Below are 20,285 nucleotides of genomic sequence, written 5' to 3'. Positions count from 1 at the left end.
CCCATTCACCTTAAGTGCAGGATCTTGGCGACTGATGGCACTCCGTTACCGTCTAAGAGGAACAGCATGTAGTGACCGACCGGCGCGAGATTGGCATTTTGGGTTACGGTGACGTACAGTCCCCCCGAAGCCTGACTGAATTTGAGAAAACTAATGCGTTGATTCGCGTTGAAGCTATGGGTGACGGAGCCGATCCGGACCAAGCTTACCTTTGCGATGCTGCCTGGGTTTGCAGTCCCAACAAAAAAGGTCTGACCTCTGCGTATTCTGGCCGGCGCAGAGGAGATATTCGGTCTTGTTCCTTTGAAAAGATAAGGCGGTGAAAAGATCTCCGCACTGGCAACATTACCACCCGCGGAGAGAACACGTCCGTCCGGCAGGAGTAAGGCAATGGAGTGGTATCCGCGATAGACACTCAGACTGGCCAGAGTCTGCCAACTCTCGGTTGTTGGATTCCACAATTCGGTGGGATAGACGGGAGCGGACGAATTATCGAACCCCGGGCCGCCGCTGCCCCCGGTCACCAGCACCGTGCCATCCGGAAGCAGCGTGGCATTGCTCTGCCGGCGCGCATGCGTCATGGGCGCGGTATAGCGCCAAGCGGGAAAGGAATCGTAGAGATTGATTACTTCGGCGGTTGCGGTGGGCGGGTCGCCTCCCCCGGCTAGCAGGATTTTGCCACTGTCATACATCACGGCAGGGCCGTAATCACGGGTCCCGTAGTTGCTCACCGGGCCGGTGCTCCACGCGCCTGTTCCGTTTGTATCGAGATACCTCGTCTGGCGAGTGGGCCCGGCATAGAACACGCGTCCATCGGGCGCGACAAACATTTCGGGATAAAGAGGCAGGAGCAGTTGCGCCGTGGTGAGGTTGCGCCACGAATTGCTCGATACTTGCCAGACTTGCGACAGCGGGTTGTGACCGATGGTGCTGTTGACTTCGCCGGAAACAACTAGCTCATCGCCATTCGCAAGAGTGATGTTAGTGGGATACCAGCGGGCATCACTCATGGCCGGCAGCGAACTCCAGCTATCATTGCTGGGATCGTAGAGTGATGCATAAGGAAGTCCGAACCCGCTCGCAACGTGCCCACCAGTAACGAGTAACCGGCCGTCGCCGAGAAAAGAATGGCCGGTACAAAAAATGTTGTAGCCGACGTGAGAGACAGCAGTCTGCGTGCCCGAGACTGGGTCCCACAGCGTGGGATTGTCTCCTGCCGCCCATGATGGCCACCACAGCACCTTTCCGTTGGGAAGCAGAGAAATATGAGTTGCGATATAAGGCCACGACAATACCGGAGTCCATTGCCCGACGGTTGATGGACCCTGCCCCCAGGCGCGCGGAATCGCGGTAACGAGCATGACACAAAAGACCATACCCAGCCATGCGCGCCTTAGTAGAAGATCCACTCCAATTGAGAGCGGGTGGTGAACGGACGTTCTTTCACTCGGACGAGTGGGAGCGGCCAGACTTTCTAGTAGCATGACTGACTCCGGACAATGACGTACAGCAACGCTTTTCACTGATTCGGATTACACTCGGATCGCTGCTCTGATTAGTCGCGGGAGATGGGGAACGAAGCGCGCCATAGATCCCGTTGCCGTGCTTGCATCTACAGATGGCCAAATTCAGCAACTTACGAGCAGGATTATATGCGAGTTACCTGGTTAAAACACAAGTTATTGTTTATTGTTCCACAAGTTATTGTTTATTGTTTATGTTCCGGATATGCAAACCTTTGCATACCGGCAATGAATTGCGCAGGTAAATCCAACGCGACGCCCACCCGTTTCGCGGAGAACGCGAAATGGATGGGGCGCCAGTGTCGAGACACCAGTCGTTCGGCGGTCTGTCTTGTTCGCGTAGCGCCGAAGATTGATGAAAAGCTTCCTCGTTTGTACAATCCATACTCGAAATTCAGACTGAAATAAAGGCTACAACCCGCGATGAGACGCAAACTAGACCTTCTGTTGCTGAGCTGCATGCTGGTGATGACCGGCGTTGCCGTCGCGCAGGATCTGCCCGTTGCCAAGCCCGAGACGGTGGGACTGTCGTCAGAACGGCTGGAGCGAATAGGAACGGCGGTCCAGCGCAGCATCCACGAGAAACGAATCGCAGGTGCAGTCACATTGGTGGCACGGCGCGGCCATGTGGTGTGGTTCAAACCGCAAGGAATGGCGGACCGAGAGACCGGCAAGGCGATGAGGCCGGATACGATGTTCCGGATCTGCTCCATGACCAAGCCCATCACCAGTGCGGCGGTGATGATGCTTTACGAAGAGGGCCGCTTCCTGCTCGACGATCCGGTATCGAAATACCTGCCCGAATTCAAAAACCCGAAGGTGCTAGTGAAACCGGCGTCGGGCGAGTCCTATTCAATCCCAGCGAGCAAAGAGATTACGATCCGCGATCTCTTAAGGCACACCTCAGGGCTGACTTATCATTGGAATCCTGATTTGGGACCCATGTACAAGAGCGCGAATGTCGCGCACGGGCTTCTGCCATATGACGGCACTATCGAGGACAGTGTTAAACACCTGGCGGCGATTCCCCTGCTTTTTAGTCCGGGTGATCGTTGGGAATATAGCCTGGGGGTAGATGTACTGGGGCGGTTGGTGGAGGTTGTTTCCGGAAAGCCGCTCGACGAATTCTTGCGCACTCGCATCTTCGAACCACTGGGTATGAAGGACACGTATTTCTATCCGCCTGACAACAAGAGGGAGAGAATGGCAACGGCCTACACCTACTATGAGGACAAGGGCCTCAATCGCTTTCCTGAGACACCAATCACCGAAGGATCGTTCACCTATTCCGCCGATTATCCGTACAGCGGGCCCAAGAAACTGTTCTCCGGCGGAGCCGGGCTGGTATCCACGGCTGCGGACTACGCGCGCTTTTGCCAGATGATGCTGGATGGCGGAAAAGTTGGAACCGCACACGTTTTGAGCCGCAAATCGGTTGAACTGATGACCCACGATCAACTCGGAAAGATCAGTCCTGATCAAGGCTTTGGACTTGGTTTCGGAGTGGATGGCATCAAAGCGCCGCTCGCCGAACTGGGATCGCCGGGAGAATACAACTGGGGCGGCTTCTTCTACACGGCGTTCACAATTGACCCGAAAGAACAGATGATCGTGATTTTTATGGGGCAGTTGCATCCCACGGGAGACTTGACCCTTGACAAGCAGGTGAATGAATTGGCGTATCAGGCGATTGTTGATTGAGGGTGGTTGGAAATTGTCTTTGGGTTACAAAACTTTACGTAGCAAAGCGCATCGACTCCGACCTTCCATACATCTTCTATAGCGACTCCTTGCGAGTCAATCTGGCAAAGCGAAGGGGAGTGGGACCAATTGCCTCCCTGCATAGATCCTGCTCCCCTTTATCGCCGCGATATTGCCAGAATCAAACCTGATTCCCTGGCTACAGCACAATAAACAGAGACAACTTTAGTCGGAGGCGTGTGGCAGGGGTGCAGCTACGGTCTCCAATTCGTGCCGGCCGCTCTCGTGGGGGCTGAGGTAGAAGTGCACCGCGGGGGTAATGATTAAAGACAAGACCATAGAAACAACAATGCCGCCGATGACGGAAATGGCGAGGGGTTGAAGCATCTGCGATCCCGCTCCCAAGGCAAAGGCCAGGGGGAACATGCCTGCCATGGTGGCCAGAGCGGTCATCAGGATGGGGCGCAAGCGGCGCCGGCCAGCCTGAATCATGGCATCTTCGACCGGGAGTCCGGCCGCGCGGAAGCGCTGGTCAGCATCGAGTAGCAGGATGCCGTTCTTGGCCACGATACCCACCACCATGATCAGCCCCATAAAAGAAGAGATGTTGAAGCTGGTTCGAGTGATCAGCAGTGCAATGAAGACACCAGAAGTTGAGAGCAAGGCCGAGGACAAAATAGCAATCGGAGCAGCAAAGCTGCGGAATTCAAATAACAACACAATAAAGACCAGCACGACGGCCAGCACCAGCACCATCACCAGGTCCTTGAATGAGCGCTGCTGCTCTTGATAGGTGCCGCCGTACTCGACCCGTATGGCCGCTGGAAGATGCAGATTGGCAATGGCCTTCTGCACGGCAGCAATGCCACTGCCCAGGTCGCGACCTTCAAGTCGAGCGGTGACAGCCACGTTGCGCTGCAGGTTCTCGCGCCGGATTTCGGTCTGACCGGGCATCTCCGTCAGAGTGGCAAGCGAACCCAAAGTGCCGGTCTTGCCACTGGAACTGACAAGCAGGGTATTCTTCATCGCGTCCAGGGATTGGCGGCTCTTGCCGGGAAAGCGCACGCGAATGGTGTATGCGCGGTCGTTAGCGATCAATGGAGTCTGTGCTGGTTCGCCCTCTAGAACCGCGGCAGCGTCGAGGGCCACTTCTTCGGGCGTGAAACCAGCACGAGCGGCGACGGCGGGATCAATCTGGAAGAGCACGGCCGGGCCACTAATGGTGTTGTCAATCCCGTTGAGCACGTCTACAACCCCGGAAATCTTCTGAATCGAATCCCCGATCTTGGGCGCCCACTCACGCAGCAAAGCCGGATCCTGGGCAAAGAGCTTGATCTGAATGGGCTCAGGAGCGCTGGTCAGGTCTCCGATCATGTCCTGAAGCAGTTGGATGAATTCAGTATCGAGCGCGGGCTCCTGCTGGGCAATCTGCGCGCGTGCTTCAGCAATGATTTCATCAACCCCGCGGCTGCGCTTCTGTTTTAGCTTTACGGAAATATCGCCGGTATTTGCCTCGGTAACGGCGGCAAGACCAAGTTGCAGACCAGTACGCCGGGAAGTGTTCTCTACCTCGGGCATGGAGCGCAGGATCTCCTCCACGTGAGTGATTACGCGATTGGTCTCCGCCAAAGAACTACCAGCGGGCATGATGTAGTCGAGGATGAAGCCGCCCTCGTCCATGGCTGGGAGAAGATCGGTGCCGAGCAGCTTGTAGCAGCCGAAGGAAGCGACAATCAGGAGGGCGCTAAGGCCGAGCAACCATCGAGGACGCTCGAGAGAAAAGCGCAACCAGCGCTCATAGAACTGGACTACACGAAGAAAACGGCCCTTGAGTGAAGCTTCTTCCGCGGCAAATAGCCGCTGGGCCGAGAGCGTACTGCCGTCACCGTTCCCGGCGTCGGGAAGCTCTTCGCCACCGTCTCCGGACCGGCGCTTTGCGTGGATGAAATATTGACTGAGATTAGGGGTCCAGGTCAGTGCGAGTATGAGGGAGGTCAACAGCGAGACAGCAACCGTCACGGCCAACGCGCGGAAAAACGAACCCGTTACACCGGTGATGGTTATCAGGGGCAAAAAGACGACGATCGGTGTGATGGTTGAGCCCACCAAAGGAGTAGTAATTTCGCGGAGGGCGCTGTGGATTGCCTCCAGACGCGGCTGCCCGGCATCACGATGCAGGACGATGTTCTCCACCACCACGATGGCGTCATCAATCACTAGTCCCACGGCGGCGGCAAGTCCACCCAAAGTCATAAGATTGAAGCTCTGGCCGAGCAGCTTCAGGGCGATGAACGTAACTGCAACGGTGACCGGAATTACCATGCCCGCAACAACCGATGTCCCCCAATCGCGCAGGAAAACAACGAGAATAACGGAAGCCAGAATCAGTCCGAGCAGGATGGCATCGCGAACACTCTTGATGGATTCGCTCACGATGATGGACTGGTCATAAAACGGCTCGATGGTGATGCCGGGCGGCAGCTCGCGGCGTATGCGATCCACCTCGGCATGTACTTCTGTAGCAACCTGCACCGTATTACTGGCGGGCTGGCGATTGATATTCAGCAATACGGCCGGCTTGCCATTGGCGGTGACAATCGTGTAAAGCGGTTTTACATTGGCTTCTACGTTGGAGACGTCGCCGACGTGAACTGGAATTCCCGCCTGCGTAGTTTTGACCACGATGCTCGCGATCTGGTCAGCACTGCGAACCTGTCCGCTGATCAATCCCAAGTAGAGTTGATGATTACTCTCCATCAAACCGGGTGAATCTATGAGATTGGTGCGGCGCACAGCTTCGAGCAGATCTGTGACGGTGACTTGTGCCTCTAGCAACTTGGCGGGATCAGGAACAATGTGAAACTCCGGTTGTTGGCCACCCTGGACCACGACGGTAGCGACCCCATCCAAACGGTTTAAGCGCGGCTTGAGCTCGTAATTTGCCAATTCCCACAGTTGGGTTTGCGGTACCTTCTGGGCCCTTAAGGCATATCCCATGATGGGAAAAGCGGCAAAGGTCAGGCGATTGCTGCGGACCTCAGCAGTAGATGGCAAAGAGGAGCGTATCCGTCCCACGGCCGCATCTACCAGCTGAAGGGTCTGGAACATGTCCACCTTCCAGTCGAAGAACAAATCAATCTCAGCAGAACCGCGGCCGGTGATGGATTGCACACGCTGCAGCCCAGGGACGCTGTTTACAGCCTCTTCCACAGGACGGGTGATAGTGACCATCATCTGGTCAATAGGCATCACCCCGTTATCAATGCCGATAACGATGCGAGGAAAATTTGTTTCCGGGAAAACTGCGATAGGAATGGTGAGCGCCAGGTAACCACCGACTAGCGCCAGAGTGATGATCAGAAAGATGATGGACTTGGAATGGTAGGAGAACCAATAGTTGGATTCCCTGTTCTCGTGATTGCCGCTTTCAGTTATGGAGGTGAGGCGCATGGGTTGGCGTTATTTCTCGTCCTTGGCGTCCTTTTCGTCTTTGCCAGCGTCCCCTTTTTTGGGCTTGTCTGGTTCAGCATTTTGAGCGCTTGCTGCCTCGATGCGCACCTTAGTGTTATCGGGCAAGCCATAAGCACCAACCGTAACTACCCGCTCGCCAGGTTTCAGACCTTCTGCGATCTGCAATTCATCCCCCTGCTTTACGCCGGGCTTTACATCGCGCTGGTGCGCCCGGCCGTCATCGCCCACCACCATGACGGAGGTAGTCCCGTCGGATTCGGTGAGAAGCGCGGTGGCCGGAATGGTCACTGCATTGGGAAGAACTTCCGCCAACATTGAAACCTGCACGCTGGAGCCGGGTTTGAGCTGTCCCTTCGGGTTTCGCGCTTGCACCCAGACCTCAACCGTCGTGCTATTGGGATCGAGTGCCGGGCTGACTACAGTGACTTTGCCTTTCAATTCGTCCTCCACGCCGGCGGCGGTAATGGTTCCCGGGTCACCGACTTTGAGGAGCGCCGCTTCTTCCTGGGGGATATGCGCCTTGGCAATGACCGACGAAGTATCCATCACCATGAGCAGGGGCATGCCTGCCGCAGGCGTTTCGCCCGGGTAAATCGGACGATCAGTGATAAGGCCGTTGATGGGACTGCGTATTTCGGAGTAACTCAAGAGGGCTGCTGCGCCCTGATATTTTCCTTTTGCAGCAGTAAGCTGCCCCGTGGCAGCCTTCAAGGCTTGCGCGTGGCTGACTTTTAACAGTGCTTCCAAGTGCTGATGGGCTATGTCGTATTGGCTTTTTGCCTGGGCCAGCGCGACCCGAGCCTGGTCTAAATCCTTCCGCGGCAGCGCACCTTGTTCGAAGAGCTTCTGCCGGCTCTCGAAAAGTTTTTCCTCGGCATCGAGGTTCTGTTTGGCTGTGCTCTCGTCCAACTCGGCCTTGCGCATTTCTTCGGGAATGCTGGCGCCGGTAGAAGTGGTGTAAGAAGCCTCGGCTTGCTCGTACTCTCCCTTGCTCTGAACGGCGCCGGCGGAGAGATCACGGTTTTCAAGGACGGCGAGCAACTGGCCAGCACGAACGTGATTCCCCCGATTGACGTAAAACTTTCGGACGGGAGCGGTGATCTTGGGCACTATGGCTGCCTGGTGCAGGGGGAACAAGACGGCCTCCGAGGTTACGGTGCGCTGAATGGTCTTCTGCTGCGCCGCGGCGGCTTGCACGTTGACAACAGGTTCTGGCGGCTTTTCCTCGCCCGAACAGCCCGACCAGGCAAGAACCGCCAACATAATTCCGATTGCCGAGATGCAGGGGAACAATCGTCTTTCGTGGCCGATGGTTAGCACTGCGCGATTTTGAGTTTTATTCATGTGGTTTTCAGAAGGTTCCGGTTAGCGTTTGCAAGTTGGCGAGCGCCAGCCGGAAGCGGGCCTGACCATCGTCATACGCGTTGCGCGCCACGGTCAACGTATTCTGCGCGTCCACCACTTCAAGCACGGTGGCTTCCCCGCCCTGATACCGCAAAGTGGTCAGCCGCAAGCTCTCGGCGGCCAGCTCTGCAGAACGCGCCAATGACTCTAGTTCGGCGCGTGCAATCTGTGCCTCGCTATAGAAGGTACGCAAGTTGGCGAGCAAAGTCCGCTGGGCGGCGCTCAACTCGACGCGCGCGAGACGACGGCGCAAGTCGGCTTGCTTGACCTTGCTTTGGGTTGATCCCCAATTCCAAATCGGTAGAGTCAGGGAGGCAGTCGCTGCATAGCCGAGATTTCTTCTGCCCTCAAAATCGCGAACCGCAAACTGGGGAGCGTCAATTCCGTAAAAATAATCGAAGGTGAGCGCTGGTAAATACCCGGCGCGGGCGGCAGTGACCTCGCTATTTGCCGCGCGCAGGCTATAAATAGCCGCCTGCAAATCCGGATTCTTACGACCAGCCAGGGCTTCAACTTCAGCGAACGGCAGCAGCGGATCTGGCAATCGCAGGTCGTCAACCACACTGAAGTTTTCCGTAAAGTTGGGGAACAACAAGACGGACAATTCCAGCCGGGTCCTCTGCATTGCCAGCTGTGCTTCCTGAAGGTCGCGCTGTACTTGCTGATACTGAATTTCCGCTTTCACAACGTCGGAATGCGCCACTTCCCCGCCCTGCTCCAATTGCCGGCTGATGGTAAAGAAGCGCTGACCCTCACTGGCGGCCTGTTGAGCGGTCCCGTATTTTCGTTGCGCCACCACCATGGCATAGTAGGTTTGAACCACTGTGACCACCAAACCGCGAGCTGCGATTTGTGCCCGGGCTTTGGCAACTGCCTCGAGGGCCTGGGTGCGGCGGAAGTCGGCAAAATCCACTACCGAAAGCACTTGGTGCGCGTTGCCTTGGGCGAGGTATTCGTGCACGCCATTGTTAGCGATGAAGCGTCCAGGGCCGCCGGGAATACCGTTTCCCTGGGTGTAGAGATATTGCATGTTGTAGTTGACGCTGGGCAGCAGCAGGGCGCGGGCTTGAACTTTGTCCTCGTGGGCCAGCCCCTGATCAGTGAGCGCGGATTGAAATTGCGGACTGTTGGCCTTGGCCCGCTGGAGGGCGTCCTGCAAAGTCAAGACCAGCGGTTGATCGGGATTCTGCGGCGATGAGGAAGCAGTTTGGCCGGTGGCAGCGGACAACACAGTGGGTTGCGCGGTTTGCGCCGAAACCGCAACGGCGCTCAAAATGAGCGCGACTGTTCCAGTCAGGACTTTTGGTAAGCATTTCTGCACTTGCCTGTCTCCTCGCGAGGCCTCGGTTGGCTGCAGTCGCCGAAATACAGCAACACTGTACAGTGCCACGGATTAAGGAAAGCTTAAGCGAAAGTGAAACTTCGTTAAGCTATGCCAGTGATTTAGAAGCCCAAAAGAACAGAGAGATGCAGAAACGGGCGACTGAGACGGTGTCATCCAGACAACCGATGGTGCAATTTCTTGCACAAGAGATTAGGTTATGCGAGGGAATCTTCGGTGACGGAAACGGGCTCACGATTGGCATTCGGCTTTGCATCGCGAACCAGCGGCAATTGTACCGAGATCCGGGTCCCTTGACCGAGAACGCTGGAGGCGGTGATGTTTCCGCGGTAGGCGTCCACGATCGCCTTAGCAATAGCGAGGCCCAGGCCGAAACCACCGGTTGCTCGAGCGCGCGAAGGATCGCCGCGTCGAAAGCGCTCAAAAATATACGGCAGTTGGTCGGGCGCTATGCCCACTCCGGAATCTTCCACACTGACGCATGCCGATACGGTTTCGACTTCAAGGCGCAAGCGCACAGCAGATCCTGCGGGGCTGTGTTGAATTGCATTCTCCAGCAGATTCACCCAAACCAGCTCCAGGTCGGCGGGATCGGCGGGTAGCTCGGCGGTGCCGTTAGCCACCAGCTCGACCTTAACGTCTCGCGAAGCAGCCAGGGACTTGATGCGCGCGATCGCCATCTCACAGGTGGAAGTAATGTCGGTATTGTCGAACTGACCTTGGAGTCCTTCGGCGGCCCACTGCTCGGCGCGGGCGAGGCGAAGCATGCGGTTGAGCAGATCTTCGAGGCGTTCCACGTCTTCGAGGAGCTGCTGCAGCCCCTCCCGATACTCCTGAGGCGAGCGCGGGGATTGCAGCAAGGACTGGAAGGTGGATTTCACAATCGCGACGGAGGTCTTGAGTTCATGGGCTGCGTCGGCCAGAAATCCACGTTGCTGAGTAAAAGACTTTTCCAGTCGGGCAAGCACAGTCTGGATCGCCTGGGTGAGTGGGGCCAATTCGGGAGCGTCAAGTGCCTCCGGAGAAGGGCGGAATTCCCAGTTGCTCACGGAAATTGAGCCCGCTCGGCTGGCCAGGTCGCGCAGGGGGGATAGCCCGCGCCGCAAGGCCCAGGAAGCAAGAAACCCGGTAAGCGCCAGAATGAAGATACTCGCACTGGCCACACCGAAGCCCACCTCCGCCACTTCGCGATCAATCGCAAGGGTCGGAGCAGCATAGATCACGGTTAGCGTGGCATCCGGCATTCCGACAATCTCCGGCTGGGGATCGCGGATAGCAAGATTGCGCAGAACTACCGCGCGATAGGGGACACCGTTCCACTTGAAGTTCTTGGTCCGACGCGAAGCAAGCTTCTGGGGAAGGGCGGAGTTGAAATTCTGCGTGTGGTTTTCAAAACCTAGCCTTTCGCTGGTGATCTGATACATGTCAGGATGAGCAGGGTCGGAGGGGGCCGGCGACTCGTCCGCATCAAATAACAATTTTGTCTGGCTTTTGGGGGCGTAGTAGGCCAGGGCCGCCACTCTATGAGCGCGGCCTTGCAAGTTCAGGTCGAGACCGGAAAGCAATTCCTCGCGAAGATACAGCATCCCGACCAGAACGAGGCCGATCGCCAGCAGAAATTGAGAGCCGACGACAACTGCGGTCAAGCGTCCGGTCAGTGAAAGTTTCTTCAAGGTAACGATCCTGTTGCGTTATGTCGCTGATGCACTTAGGCGCGTAGCGAATAGCCCTGTCCGCGCAAGGTGTGGATCAACTTCACGGTCGCGCCATCATCTATTTTACGGCGCAGCCCGGAGATATAGACTTCGATGACATTGCTGAACTTCTCCCAATTGTAGTCGTATAAGTGCTCCAGCAATTCGGTCTTGGAAACCACGGCGCGCGGGCGATGCGCCAAGTACTCCAAGACCCGATATTCCATAGGTGTAAGCGTGATGTTCTTTCCGGTGCGCCGCACCGAGCGTTCTACGGTGTTTACCTCCAGGTCGGCTACTGCGAGCAGTGGCGAATGCTGGTCTTTGCCGCGACGCACCAGCGCTTTAGCGCGGGCCATGAATTCGCCGAGGTCGAAGGGCTTGGAAAGATAGTCATCGGCGCCGGCATTTAGCAATCGGACAATAGATTCCTTTTCGTCCCTGGCAGTCAGCACCAGAACCGGGGTCTTGTAGCCCTGTTTGCGAAAACGTTGCAAGAGTTGGAGACCGTCGAGCTTGGGAAGCATCAGATCGAGCACGATCAGGTCATAAGAGCCGGATTCCGCCATGAAGAGACCGTTCTCGCCGTCTAAAGCAATGTCAACCGCCCAGGAGGCGTTGTCTTTCAAGCTGCGAGCGATGTTCTCGGCTAGTCGGTGTTCATCCTCTATGACCAGGACACGCATGGTTTCTGTGACCTTACTTGCATTATCCGGCTGTGAAAACGTTCATTCAAGCAGACAAAGGCTACTTGGGTGAGGCTTAAGCTTTGCTTAATGACGTAAATCTTAAAAAGACTGTAACCATGGGTGTGCCGCAAGAAATTACAATGGGTGTTTTAGATCGTCCCGCGATGAAATACCTTGTGAACTCTCTCCTGTTGACTGCCCTGCTTGCCAGCGGAATCGCGCGTGCTCAAAACGACCCCGGGGCGGCATCGTACGAGATCACGGGAAACGTCCGGGATCCCTCGGGCGCCGCGATTGTTGGAGCACAGGTGACACTGAACCGGGCCGATGGCAAACAAGTGGGCCAAACCTCGAGCAAAGATGCCGGCACATTCCGGTTCATCAGCGTGGCCCCCGGCGCTTACCAGGTTGACGTGCAGCAGGAGGGCTTTCGCGAGACAAAGGTGAAAGTTACGGTTGGATTGAAGGCCCGCAACTCCATTAATGTGGTCATGCCCCTTGCGGTAGTGAGCCAGGAGTTTACGGTGACGGCAACTGGTGGCTCGGCCCCCCAAGTGAGCACGGAGATTTCCGAAAACCAGAATGCGAACTCGATTGACCGTGCCGCGCTCGATCGCGTACCGGTATTCGATCACGATTATGTCACTATGCTCTCCCGATTCCTGGACGACAGCGCGCTGGGCACCAATGGCGTTACGCTGGTGGTGAATGGCGTAGAGGCAAACGGCCCGGGCATGACCCCTTCCGCGGTACAAGAAGTGAAGATCAACCAGGATCCTTACTCCGCCCTATTTTCGCGTCCGGGGCGCGCGCGACTCGAAATAATTACGAAACCAGGAACCCCGAATTTTCACGGTACGGTCAACTTGCTGTTCCGCGACTCTCTATTTGACGCCCGCAATCCGTTCTCTGTAGTAAAGCCCTCGGAACATCGGCAGTATTACGAAGGGTCGCTGAGTGGCCCGCTCGGCCACAGCAAGAAAACCAGCTTTCTGCTTTCGCTGGACCGCGACGTGGACGATGATCAAGCGATCGTGGTCGCGCAGGGACCGAGCGGGCCCATCACGCAAAACGTGCCCATGCCCACGCACCACTTTTTTGGCTCGGGGCGTGTGTTTCACGATTTTGGCAGCGCCGACCAGTTCTGGATTGGGTACTCATACGAAAAGCAAAGCGAGCGAAATCAGAACGTAGGAGGAACCGTTTTGCCGGAGGCTGGAACCAGGCAGGTGTTTCAGGAACACGAAATCAACGTCAGCTACCGGCACGTGTTTTCTCCCAAAATGCTTAACCAGTTGCGGTTCCTGGTCGGCCATTACGATCGACCGGTGATCAGCCTGAGTGCGGCGCCGGCCATCGTAGTGGCAGGCGCATTCACCGTCGGGGGCGCCCAGGCGGATGGCAGGCGAACCGAGTACCACTTTGATGGCACTGACATACTCACTTATGTCAGCGGCAAGCATGAACTGAAGTTTGGCGTAGATATTCCGGACATCAGCCGACGCGGGGAAGACAACTTTACCAATTTTGGCGGGACCTACTCCTTCGCCAGCATCGCGGACTACATAGCCCGGCGGCCGTCTTTCTTCGTGCAGCAGAGGGGCCAGGGACACCTGGTTTTTCTGGAAGAGAATTTTGCCGGAGTTATTGAAGACAAGGTCCGCTTGCGGCCGAATTTGTCGTTGTCGGTGGGGATGCGCTACTACTGGCAGAACTATTTTCACAACGATCCCAATAACTTTGCGCCGCGCTTTGGATTCGCCTGGGCGCCGACGGAGAAGAGCAAGACCGTTGTCCGGGGGGGCGCGGGAGTTTTCTACGACCGCAGCGGGCCGCGGCCCATTTCAGACCTGCTGCACTTCAACGGCACAAGTCTGCTGCGCTTCATTGTGGAGAATCCTACGTTCCCGGTCTCGCCGGGTTCATTGGCGGCGGAGCCAACCAGTGTAGTGGTGCTCGATCCGCGGGCGCGGATTCCCTACACCGTGCAGTACAGCGTCGGGGTTGAGCGGCAGCTCACGCAAAAAAGTTCCCTCAGCGCAACTTACGTGGGCTCGCGGCGCATAGATGCGTTTCGCTCGCGCGATATCAACGCACCGCTACCGCCCAATTTCACCGTGCTCCCCAATCCACAGCTGGGCCAGGTGCGGCAGATGGAGTCGGAAGGCTACCAGAAGGGCAATTCACTGGAAGTAACATTTCGCGGAAAACCGAGCAAGTTTTTTGCCGGGCAGGCACAATACACCCTGAGCAAGACCTACAACAACACCAGCGGTATTACATACTTTCCTGGCAACAGCTATTTTCCGAACGCTGACTGGGCGCGATCCGATTCTGACCGGCGGCACAAGTTCGATCTGATGGGTTCGGTGGAGGCGACCAAACTGGTTAGCCTGGGAGTAGCCCTTTCTTTATATTCGGGCACGCCGGTAAATATCACAACCGGTGCGGATGATAACCACGATGGCATCGCTAACGACCGGCCTTTCGGACTGCCGCGTAATGTGATGCACGGTCCCGGTCTGGTTAATCTGGATTTAAGTCTGGCGCACGATTTTCAAATCAGCAAGAAGAAGGAAGGGCCGATGGCGACGCTCTCGTTACAGTCCTTCAACGTACTGAACCACGAAAACGACGACACCTATATTGGTACGCTGAGTTCACCATTTTTCGGGCGGGCGGTGGCGGCACATCCGGGTAGACGCATGCAGGTGAACCTGGAGTTCAAGTTTTAGTTGCTGGATGCCACGCCGGCGCTAGCGCGCTCGCTCCTCTGCTATAGTTTCTGCCTCGATAGTTCCCTTCCGGAGGTACCCGATGCCACGAATCGTGCGCTGTGGGCTGATCCAGGCGAGCAACGCCCTGGGGGCCGACCATTCGCTGGAAGACATTAAGAAAGCGATGATGAAGAAGCACTTCTCGCTGATTGAGCAGGCCGCGCGGAAGAAGGTGAAGGTCCTCTGTCTGCAGGAGCTGTTCTATGGTCCGTATTTTTGCGCGGAGCAAAACGAGCGCTGGTACGAGATGGCCGAGCCGGTGCCCGGTGGCCCCACCCTGAAGGCGATGCAGCAGTTGGCCAAACGCCACCAGATGGTGATGGTTGTGCCGGTGTATGAGGAGCAGATGCCCGGCTTGTACTTCAATACCGCCGCAGTGATTGATGCCGATGGAAAATACCTAGGGAAATATCGTAAGCATCACATCCCGCACTGCCATCCTGGTTTCTGGGAAAAGTTTTATTTCACGCCGGGGGACATGGGATATGAGGTTTTCGACACTAAATATGCGCGCGTAGGAGTTTACATTTGCTATGACCGTCACTTCCCCGAAGGCGCGCGCATCTTAGGATTAAATGGGGCGGAGATTGTTTTCAATCCGTCGGCCACGGTGGCCGGGCTGTCCGAATATTTATGGGAGCTGGAGCAGCCGGCTCACGCCGTCGCCAACGGCTATTTCGTGGGCGCGATCAATCGCGTGGGCGAAGAGAAGCCGTGGAGCATCGGCGAATTCTACGGCAAGAGTTATTTCTGTAATCCGCGCGGGAAAATTGTTGCCCAAGCGAGCCGCAACAAAGATGAAGTTCTGGTCGCCGATCTCGATCTCGATATGATTACCGAGGTGCGCAAAGTCTGGCAGTTCTTCCGCGATCGGCGGCCGGAGACGTACGATGCGATCACCGCGCAAACCGGCAAGACAAGCGGAAAAGCGGCCGCGGCGGATTAAGTATTTCTTCGTCTTCTTGGTTGGAAGAGACTTGTCTAAAATGCCCTCCGCTTAGGGCTGTACTGAATCTCACCCCCTCCGCTACTCGACGTGTTCTCGGATCTCGAGCAGATGCCGCTGCCATAGGGATCTGAAATACTCGTCATAAAAATCTTCGTTGGGTGAGTGGCCACTGGATTTACCATGTCGGTCACATTCGAGACCATGTCCGGCACCCAAAGTTCTGCGGCTGCGTCGAACCCCGCTAAGAGGAGCATCGAGAGCAGTCCGCTCTACAACCCTGATCTGGCGCCGGTACCGCCTGAGCGTCGCACCTGGGGCACATACAACTACGCCGCACTGTGGATTTCGATGTCGGTGAACATCCTGACGTACATGCTGGCAGCCAGCATGATTCAGGGCGGGATGGACTGGAAGCAGGCGGTGCTCACGGTGTTCGTCGGCAACTGCATCGTGCTGGCGCCGATGCTGCTGAATTCGCATCCCGGCGCGAAGTATGGAATTCCATTTCCGGTGCTGGCTCGTGCACCATTCGGCGTGCTGGGAGCGAACATCGCTGCCCTGCTGCGGGCATTAGTGGCGTGCGGCTGGTTCGGGATTCAGACCTGGATCGGCGGCGAGGCCATCAATACTCTAATTGCGACGCTCTGGCCGTCGTGGAGAAACGTGCCGCACGCCACAGGAATCTGCTTTTTCGCGTTCTGGATCATCAATCTGGCTGTGATCTTGAAAGGCATCGAGTACATCCGCTTTCTGCAAGGCGTGAGCGCTCCGGTGTTGCTGGCCGTAGGCATAGCACTTTTGTTGTGGGCTTATCGAGCAGCAGGCGGATTTGGGCCAATGCTAGGCGCGCCTTCCCGCTTCCAGACCACTTCGGAGTTTCTGAAATTTCTCATCCCGGCGCTGAATGGGACGGTTGGTTTCTGGGCAACGGTGTCGCTAAATATCCCGGATTTCACGCGCTTTTCGCGTTCATTGCGACAGCAGGCGATCGGTCAGGCAATCGCGCTGCCCGCAACCATGACGCTGTATTCATTTATCGGCATTGCCGTGACCTCGGCTACCGTTGTGATCTATGGGACCGCGATATGGGACCCGGTACAACTTTTGAGCCGCTTTCATTCGCCGATCGCAGTGGTGATTGCGCTGCTGGCGATTTTGCTGGCCACGCTCAACGTCAACATCGGCGCCAATGTGGTTTCGCCGGCGAATGATTTCTCCAATCTGCGGCCGCGGCTGATCAGCTTTCGCACCGGTGGCGTGATCACATGCTTCGCCGGGATTGCCATGATGCCGTGGAAGCTGCTGGCCAACTACAAGACCTTCATTCTGGGCTGGCTGGGAGGTTACGCCGCGTTTCTCGGCCCAGTGGCGGGAATCATGATTTGCGATTACTTCATTATTCGCCGCCGAGAGTTGGCGGTTGATGATCTTTATTTGCGCGGGGGAGCATACGAATATTCCGGCGGAATTAACTGGCGAGCCGTGGTCGCGCTGGCTTTGGGATCGGGGCTGGCCCTGGTGGGATTAGTGGTCCCGTCAATCAGAGTGCTCTACGATTATTCCTGGTTCGTGGGATTCGGAATAGCGTTTGTGGTCTATTGGGCGGTGATGCGCGGGGAGGCGGTCGGCCACGTCCCTACAGCTTCACATCGCTGATCTGAATAGTCGGACGGGAGTTCGTGTAATTTGGAATATCGCCAACAATCTCCTGTGCGTGTGGGGCGAAGCTCGACCGAAAAGCGTCGACAGAATCGAAAAGCAGTTGACCGATTGCTAGAAACGCGGGGCACGATCCTGGCTCCATGCCGCCGATGCCTTGCTCCACCGCTACACCTTTCAACGCCTTGCCGAGGAGCCGTTGAACCATGGCGATGTGTTTCTTGCAGTAGTAATCCATGTTAAAGGTACCGCCTTCACTGTTGGGATACATCACGGTGACCTTAATCATGGGGCCGCCTCCTGAACTCTGGTCGAGGGCTGGTGTGGACAGTTGTTGAACCGTAATATAAGCACGTTTGGAATGTCGAGCGCCACGGGAGTTTCGAACACACGAGAGCTTACAGAGATGGGCCCGAGTTTCTGAGGCGGAGGTGTTTGGGACTCTCTAAACGCGTCTGACTATGCCGGCTTGCGCGAGGCCGTCTTGGCTGCGGGCTGTTTCTGAAAGGTACTAACAACCTCACGGCTGAACTGGTCCAGCGCTTTCTCTTCCTCTCCTGACATCAAGTAAAGGTTGAACTGTGTGACTCCTACCTTTTCAAGTTGCCGCAGCTTGGCAATTTGATCTTTCGCGGGACCAACCAGGCAAAACCGGTCAACCACATCATCGGAAACAAAGCTCTTGTTGTCGCTGTCCACTTCGCAGTGGTGACGATAATCGTAGCCTTCACGGTTGCGCACGTAGGCGGTGAGCGAACTTGGCAACTCTTCGGGTTTGTAGCGGGAGATGAGATCAACCACGTGATTGGAGACCAGCGCCGGAAACCAGCGCACGCGATCACGCGCTGCCGGGAGATCGCTAGAAAGCCACGCCGGCGCCGCGGCCATGATTTCGATCTTTGCCGGATCGCGACCAGCTTCGCGAGCTCCCTGGCGGACAAAGCCGACGCACCAGGAAATAAGGTCGGGATCGGCGAACTGCAGGATTACGCCGTCGGCAATGCGGCCTGCAAGATTCAAGACCTTCGGGCCGTAGCCCGCGATCCACACTGGAGGCGAGCCCTCGGCCCAGGTAATGCGCGTAGGTTGACCCTCGTAGTTGATCTCACGACCGCCGGTCAAGTCGCGAAATGTGCGCACAGCTTCTTCGAGGTGCGCGGATGTCACCGGCGGTTTTCCCAGTACTCGGCGCGAGCTGTCGCCGCGTCCAATGCCCAGTTCCATGCGGCCGCCCGAAATCAAGTTCAGGGTGGCAAAGAGACTGGCGGTGACAGTGATGTCGCGCACCGCAGGATTGGTCACGCACGTGCCCAATCGCAGAGAGCGGCTGTTGCTGGCCATCAGCGTCAGCAGCGGATACGGTTCCTTCCACAGAACATGCGAGTCGAATATCCAGCCGTATTCAAAGCCTGCCTTCTCGGCCTGCCGGGTAAGGCCGATGATGCGCTCCACGGAAAGATCGGGTTTTAAAGTGAAGCCGAATTTCATGGCTTGTTCCGGAGGTTGCGCTTAAGGAAAGCAGGTTAGCATAAAATGCATGCGCGACTTTTCATCTGAGGAGGATCATGGCTTTCGATAGCCTCATTCGAGGCGGAACCGTGGTTAACGCGTCAGACAGCTATCTTGCAGATGTTGGGATCGCGGATGGCAAAGTCTCGGCGATTGCGAAGGAGCTGCCGGCCAACAATGCTCGCCGGGTGATAGATGCGCCGGGTAAATACGTGATGCCGGGCGGAATTGATGTCCACACCCACCTGGACATGCCGTTCGGAGGAACAACCAGCGCTGACGATTTCGAGACGGGAACGCGGGCGGCAGCCTTCGGGGGCACCACGACGCTGATTGATTTTGCGATCCAGTACAAGGGGCAGTCGCTGCGAACTGCATTCGATACGTGGATGGCGAAGGCCTCATCCAAAGCAGTCTGCGATTATGCCTTCCACTGCATCATCACCGATCTGCCGGACGCGCGTCTCGAAGAGATGAAGGCTTTGGTGCGCGAAGGCGTGACCAGCTTCAAGCTGTTCATGGCGTATCCCGGCGTTTTCATGCTAGATGACGCCAGCATCTTCAAAGCTTTTCAGGCTGCCGCGAAGCAGGGGGCGATGGTTTGCATGCACGCGGAGAATGGCGGCGCGATTGATGTAATCGTTAAGCAGGCTCTGGCAGAGGGCAAGACCGCGCCTAAATATCATGCGCTCACCCGGCCGACCACCGCCGAGGCAGAAGCTACGGCGCGGGCGATTGCTTTGGCAGAAATGGCGGGCGCGCCGGTGTATATCGTCCATCTGAGCTGCAATGAAGCTCTGGAAAAAGTTCGCGAGGCGCGCGATCGCGGATTGCCCGTCTATGCAGAGACCTGCCCGCAATATCTTTATCTTTCGATCGAAAACTTCGACGTTCCTGGCTTCGAAGGCGCCAAGTATGTGTTCACCCCGCCGCTGCGCGAAAAATGGCACCAGGAGAAGCTGTGGGCGGGCCTTCAGCGCGACCATTTGCAGGTGGTCTCGACAGACCACTGCCCGTTCTGCTTCAAAGAACAGAAGGAACTGGGGAAAGGTGATTTTACGAAGATTCCTAACGGCGGCCCGGGAATCGAACACCGGCTCAGCCTGGTCTACAGCGGCGGCGTAGCTGCCGGGCGGTTCAGCGTGAATCGTTTTGTAGAGTTGGTTTCAACTATGCCGGCGAAACTCTTTGGGCTTTATCCGCGAAAAGGAACCATCGCCGTGGGCAGCGACGCCGATCTGGTTATCTTCGACCCAAAACGCGAGCACACCATCAGTGCAAAGACGCACCACATGCGAGTGGATTACTCGATGTTTGAAGGAATTAAAGTGACCGGCACCCCGACGACGGTGCTGTGTCGCGGCGATGTGGTAATCGAAGACAATTCATTTAAAGGGCGAGTAGGGCATGGACAATTTCTGCGAAGGAATACCCAGGGATCAATCTAGGACAATTGCCTGTTGCGATTGTTTAAAGTGACGGATGAGATCTCTCTCCTAACGTCTTGTAAGTGTTTATGTCGGGCGGATTTCTGTTGACAGCGATTGCGTTCTTATCTAGCCTTAGC

13 protein-coding genes are annotated in these 20,285 nt (G+C 56.5%); 5 read left to right on the top strand and 8 right to left on the bottom strand.

Features of this window, described 5'->3' with window-relative positions:
• Window positions 1-5 precede the first annotated feature (5 nt).
• On the bottom strand, window positions 6-1,484 hold the full coding sequence (locus tag VFA76_05170) for a galactose oxidase-like domain-containing protein (GenBank protein ID HZR31227.1): 1,479 nt from the start codon (window positions 1,482-1,484) through the stop codon (window positions 6-8).
• 462 nt (window positions 1,485-1,946) lie between these two features.
• On the opposite strand from VFA76_05170, the gene VFA76_05165 reads away from it, so the two are divergent.
• Complete coding sequence (locus VFA76_05165) at window positions 1,947-3,224, top strand: serine hydrolase domain-containing protein (GenBank protein HZR31226.1); 1,278 nt, start codon at window positions 1,947-1,949, stop codon at window positions 3,222-3,224.
• Between the two features lie 225 nt (window positions 3,225-3,449).
• On the opposite strand, the gene VFA76_05160 is transcribed toward VFA76_05165, so the two are convergent.
• The 5 genes from VFA76_05160 to VFA76_05140 all read right to left on the bottom strand — a co-directional run bounded on the left by VFA76_05160 (window position 3,450) and on the right by VFA76_05140 (window position 11,821).
• Window positions 3,450-6,674, bottom strand: coding sequence for an efflux RND transporter permease subunit (locus VFA76_05160; protein ID HZR31225.1), 3,225 nt, complete (start codon window positions 6,672-6,674; stop codon window positions 3,450-3,452).
• Window positions 6,675-6,683: 9 nt separating this feature from the next.
• Window positions 6,684-8,039, bottom strand: a complete 1,356-nt coding sequence (locus tag VFA76_05155) for an efflux RND transporter periplasmic adaptor subunit (GenBank protein ID HZR31224.1) — start codon at window positions 8,037-8,039, stop codon at window positions 6,684-6,686.
• A gap of 7 nt (window positions 8,040-8,046) precedes the next feature.
• Entirely contained in the window at window positions 8,047-9,420 is a 1,374-nt protein-coding gene (locus tag VFA76_05150; protein ID HZR31223.1) for a TolC family protein, read from the bottom strand.
• A 218-nt stretch (window positions 9,421-9,638) separates the two neighbouring features.
• On the bottom strand, window positions 9,639-11,114 hold the full coding sequence (locus tag VFA76_05145) for an ATP-binding protein (protein HZR31222.1): 1,476 nt from the start codon (window positions 11,112-11,114) through the stop codon (window positions 9,639-9,641).
• 35 nt (window positions 11,115-11,149) lie between these two features.
• Window positions 11,150-11,821, bottom strand: a complete 672-nt coding sequence (locus VFA76_05140; protein HZR31221.1) for a response regulator transcription factor — start codon at window positions 11,819-11,821, stop codon at window positions 11,150-11,152.
• Between the two features lie 143 nt (window positions 11,822-11,964).
• On the opposite strand from VFA76_05140, the gene VFA76_05135 reads away from it, so the two are divergent.
• From VFA76_05135 to VFA76_05125, 3 genes are all read left to right on the top strand, one after another.
• Window positions 11,965-14,559, top strand: a complete 2,595-nt coding sequence (locus VFA76_05135; protein ID HZR31220.1) for a carboxypeptidase regulatory-like domain-containing protein — start codon at window positions 11,965-11,967, stop codon at window positions 14,557-14,559.
• A gap of 82 nt (window positions 14,560-14,641) precedes the next feature.
• Window positions 14,642-15,547 carry a nitrilase-related carbon-nitrogen hydrolase gene (locus tag VFA76_05130; protein ID HZR31219.1) on the top strand — a complete coding sequence of 302 codons (906 nt, stop codon included), beginning with the start codon at window positions 14,642-14,644 and terminating at the stop codon, window positions 15,545-15,547.
• Between the two features lie 183 nt (window positions 15,548-15,730).
• Window positions 15,731-17,206, top strand: coding sequence for an NCS1 family nucleobase:cation symporter-1 (locus tag VFA76_05125; protein HZR31218.1), 1,476 nt, complete (start codon window positions 15,731-15,733; stop codon window positions 17,204-17,206).
• On the opposite strand, the gene VFA76_05120 is transcribed toward VFA76_05125, so the two are convergent.
• A complete protein-coding gene (locus VFA76_05120) occupies window positions 17,187-17,498 on the bottom strand; it encodes an EthD family reductase (GenBank protein HZR31217.1) in 312 nt (103 codons plus the stop codon). The genes VFA76_05125 and VFA76_05120 overlap by 20 nt on opposite strands.
• Window positions 17,499-17,668: 170 nt before the next feature.
• The gene (locus tag VFA76_05115) at window positions 17,669-18,697 is read right to left on the bottom strand and encodes a TIGR03842 family LLM class F420-dependent oxidoreductase (protein HZR31216.1); all 1,029 of its coding nucleotides are present in this window, start codon (window positions 18,695-18,697) and stop codon (window positions 17,669-17,671) included.
• 77 nt (window positions 18,698-18,774) lie between these two features.
• Between VFA76_05115 and hydA the strand changes: the two genes are divergently transcribed.
• Entirely contained in the window at window positions 18,775-20,166 is a 1,392-nt protein-coding gene (gene hydA / locus VFA76_05110; protein HZR31215.1) for a dihydropyrimidinase, read from the top strand.
• The last annotated feature ends 119 nt before the right edge of the window (window positions 20,167-20,285 follow it).

The organism is Terriglobales bacterium, assembly GCA_035651655.1.
Lineage (GTDB): Bacteria > Acidobacteriota > Terriglobia > Terriglobales > Acidobacteriaceae > DASRFG01.
The sequence above is the reverse complement of the archived record's forward strand: the minus strand, read 5'-3'. Positions and strand labels throughout refer to the sequence as shown.

What these genes read in the sequence shown, in the direction of transcription:
- VFA76_05170 (HZR31227.1), bottom strand. Translation starts at nt 1,484, where the DNA reads ATGCTACTAGAAAGTCTGGCCGCTCCCACTCGTCCGAGTGAAAGAACG.
- VFA76_05165 (HZR31226.1), top strand. Translation starts at nt 1,947, where the DNA reads ATGAGACGCAAACTAGACCTTCTGTTGCTGAGCTGCATGCTGGTGATG.
- VFA76_05160 (HZR31225.1), bottom strand. Translation starts at nt 6,674, where the DNA reads ATGCGCCTCACCTCCATAACTGAAAGCGGCAATCACGAGAACAGGGAA.
- VFA76_05155 (HZR31224.1), bottom strand. Translation starts at nt 8,039, where the DNA reads ATGAATAAAACTCAAAATCGCGCAGTGCTAACCATCGGCCACGAAAGA.
- VFA76_05140 (HZR31221.1), bottom strand. Translation starts at nt 11,821, where the DNA reads ATGCGTGTCCTGGTCATAGAGGATGAACACCGACTAGCCGAGAACATC.
- VFA76_05135 (HZR31220.1), top strand. Translation starts at nt 11,965, where the DNA reads ATGGGTGTTTTAGATCGTCCCGCGATGAAATACCTTGTGAACTCTCTC.
- VFA76_05130 (HZR31219.1), top strand. Translation starts at nt 14,642, where the DNA reads ATGCCACGAATCGTGCGCTGTGGGCTGATCCAGGCGAGCAACGCCCTG.
- VFA76_05125 (HZR31218.1), top strand. Translation starts at nt 15,731, where the DNA reads ATGTCGGTCACATTCGAGACCATGTCCGGCACCCAAAGTTCTGCGGCT.
- VFA76_05120 (HZR31217.1), bottom strand. Translation starts at nt 17,498, where the DNA reads ATGATTAAGGTCACCGTGATGTATCCCAACAGTGAAGGCGGTACCTTT.
- VFA76_05115 (HZR31216.1), bottom strand. Translation starts at nt 18,697, where the DNA reads ATGAAATTCGGCTTCACTTTAAAACCCGATCTTTCCGTGGAGCGCATC.
- hydA (HZR31215.1), top strand. Translation starts at nt 18,775, where the DNA reads ATGGCTTTCGATAGCCTCATTCGAGGCGGAACCGTGGTTAACGCGTCA.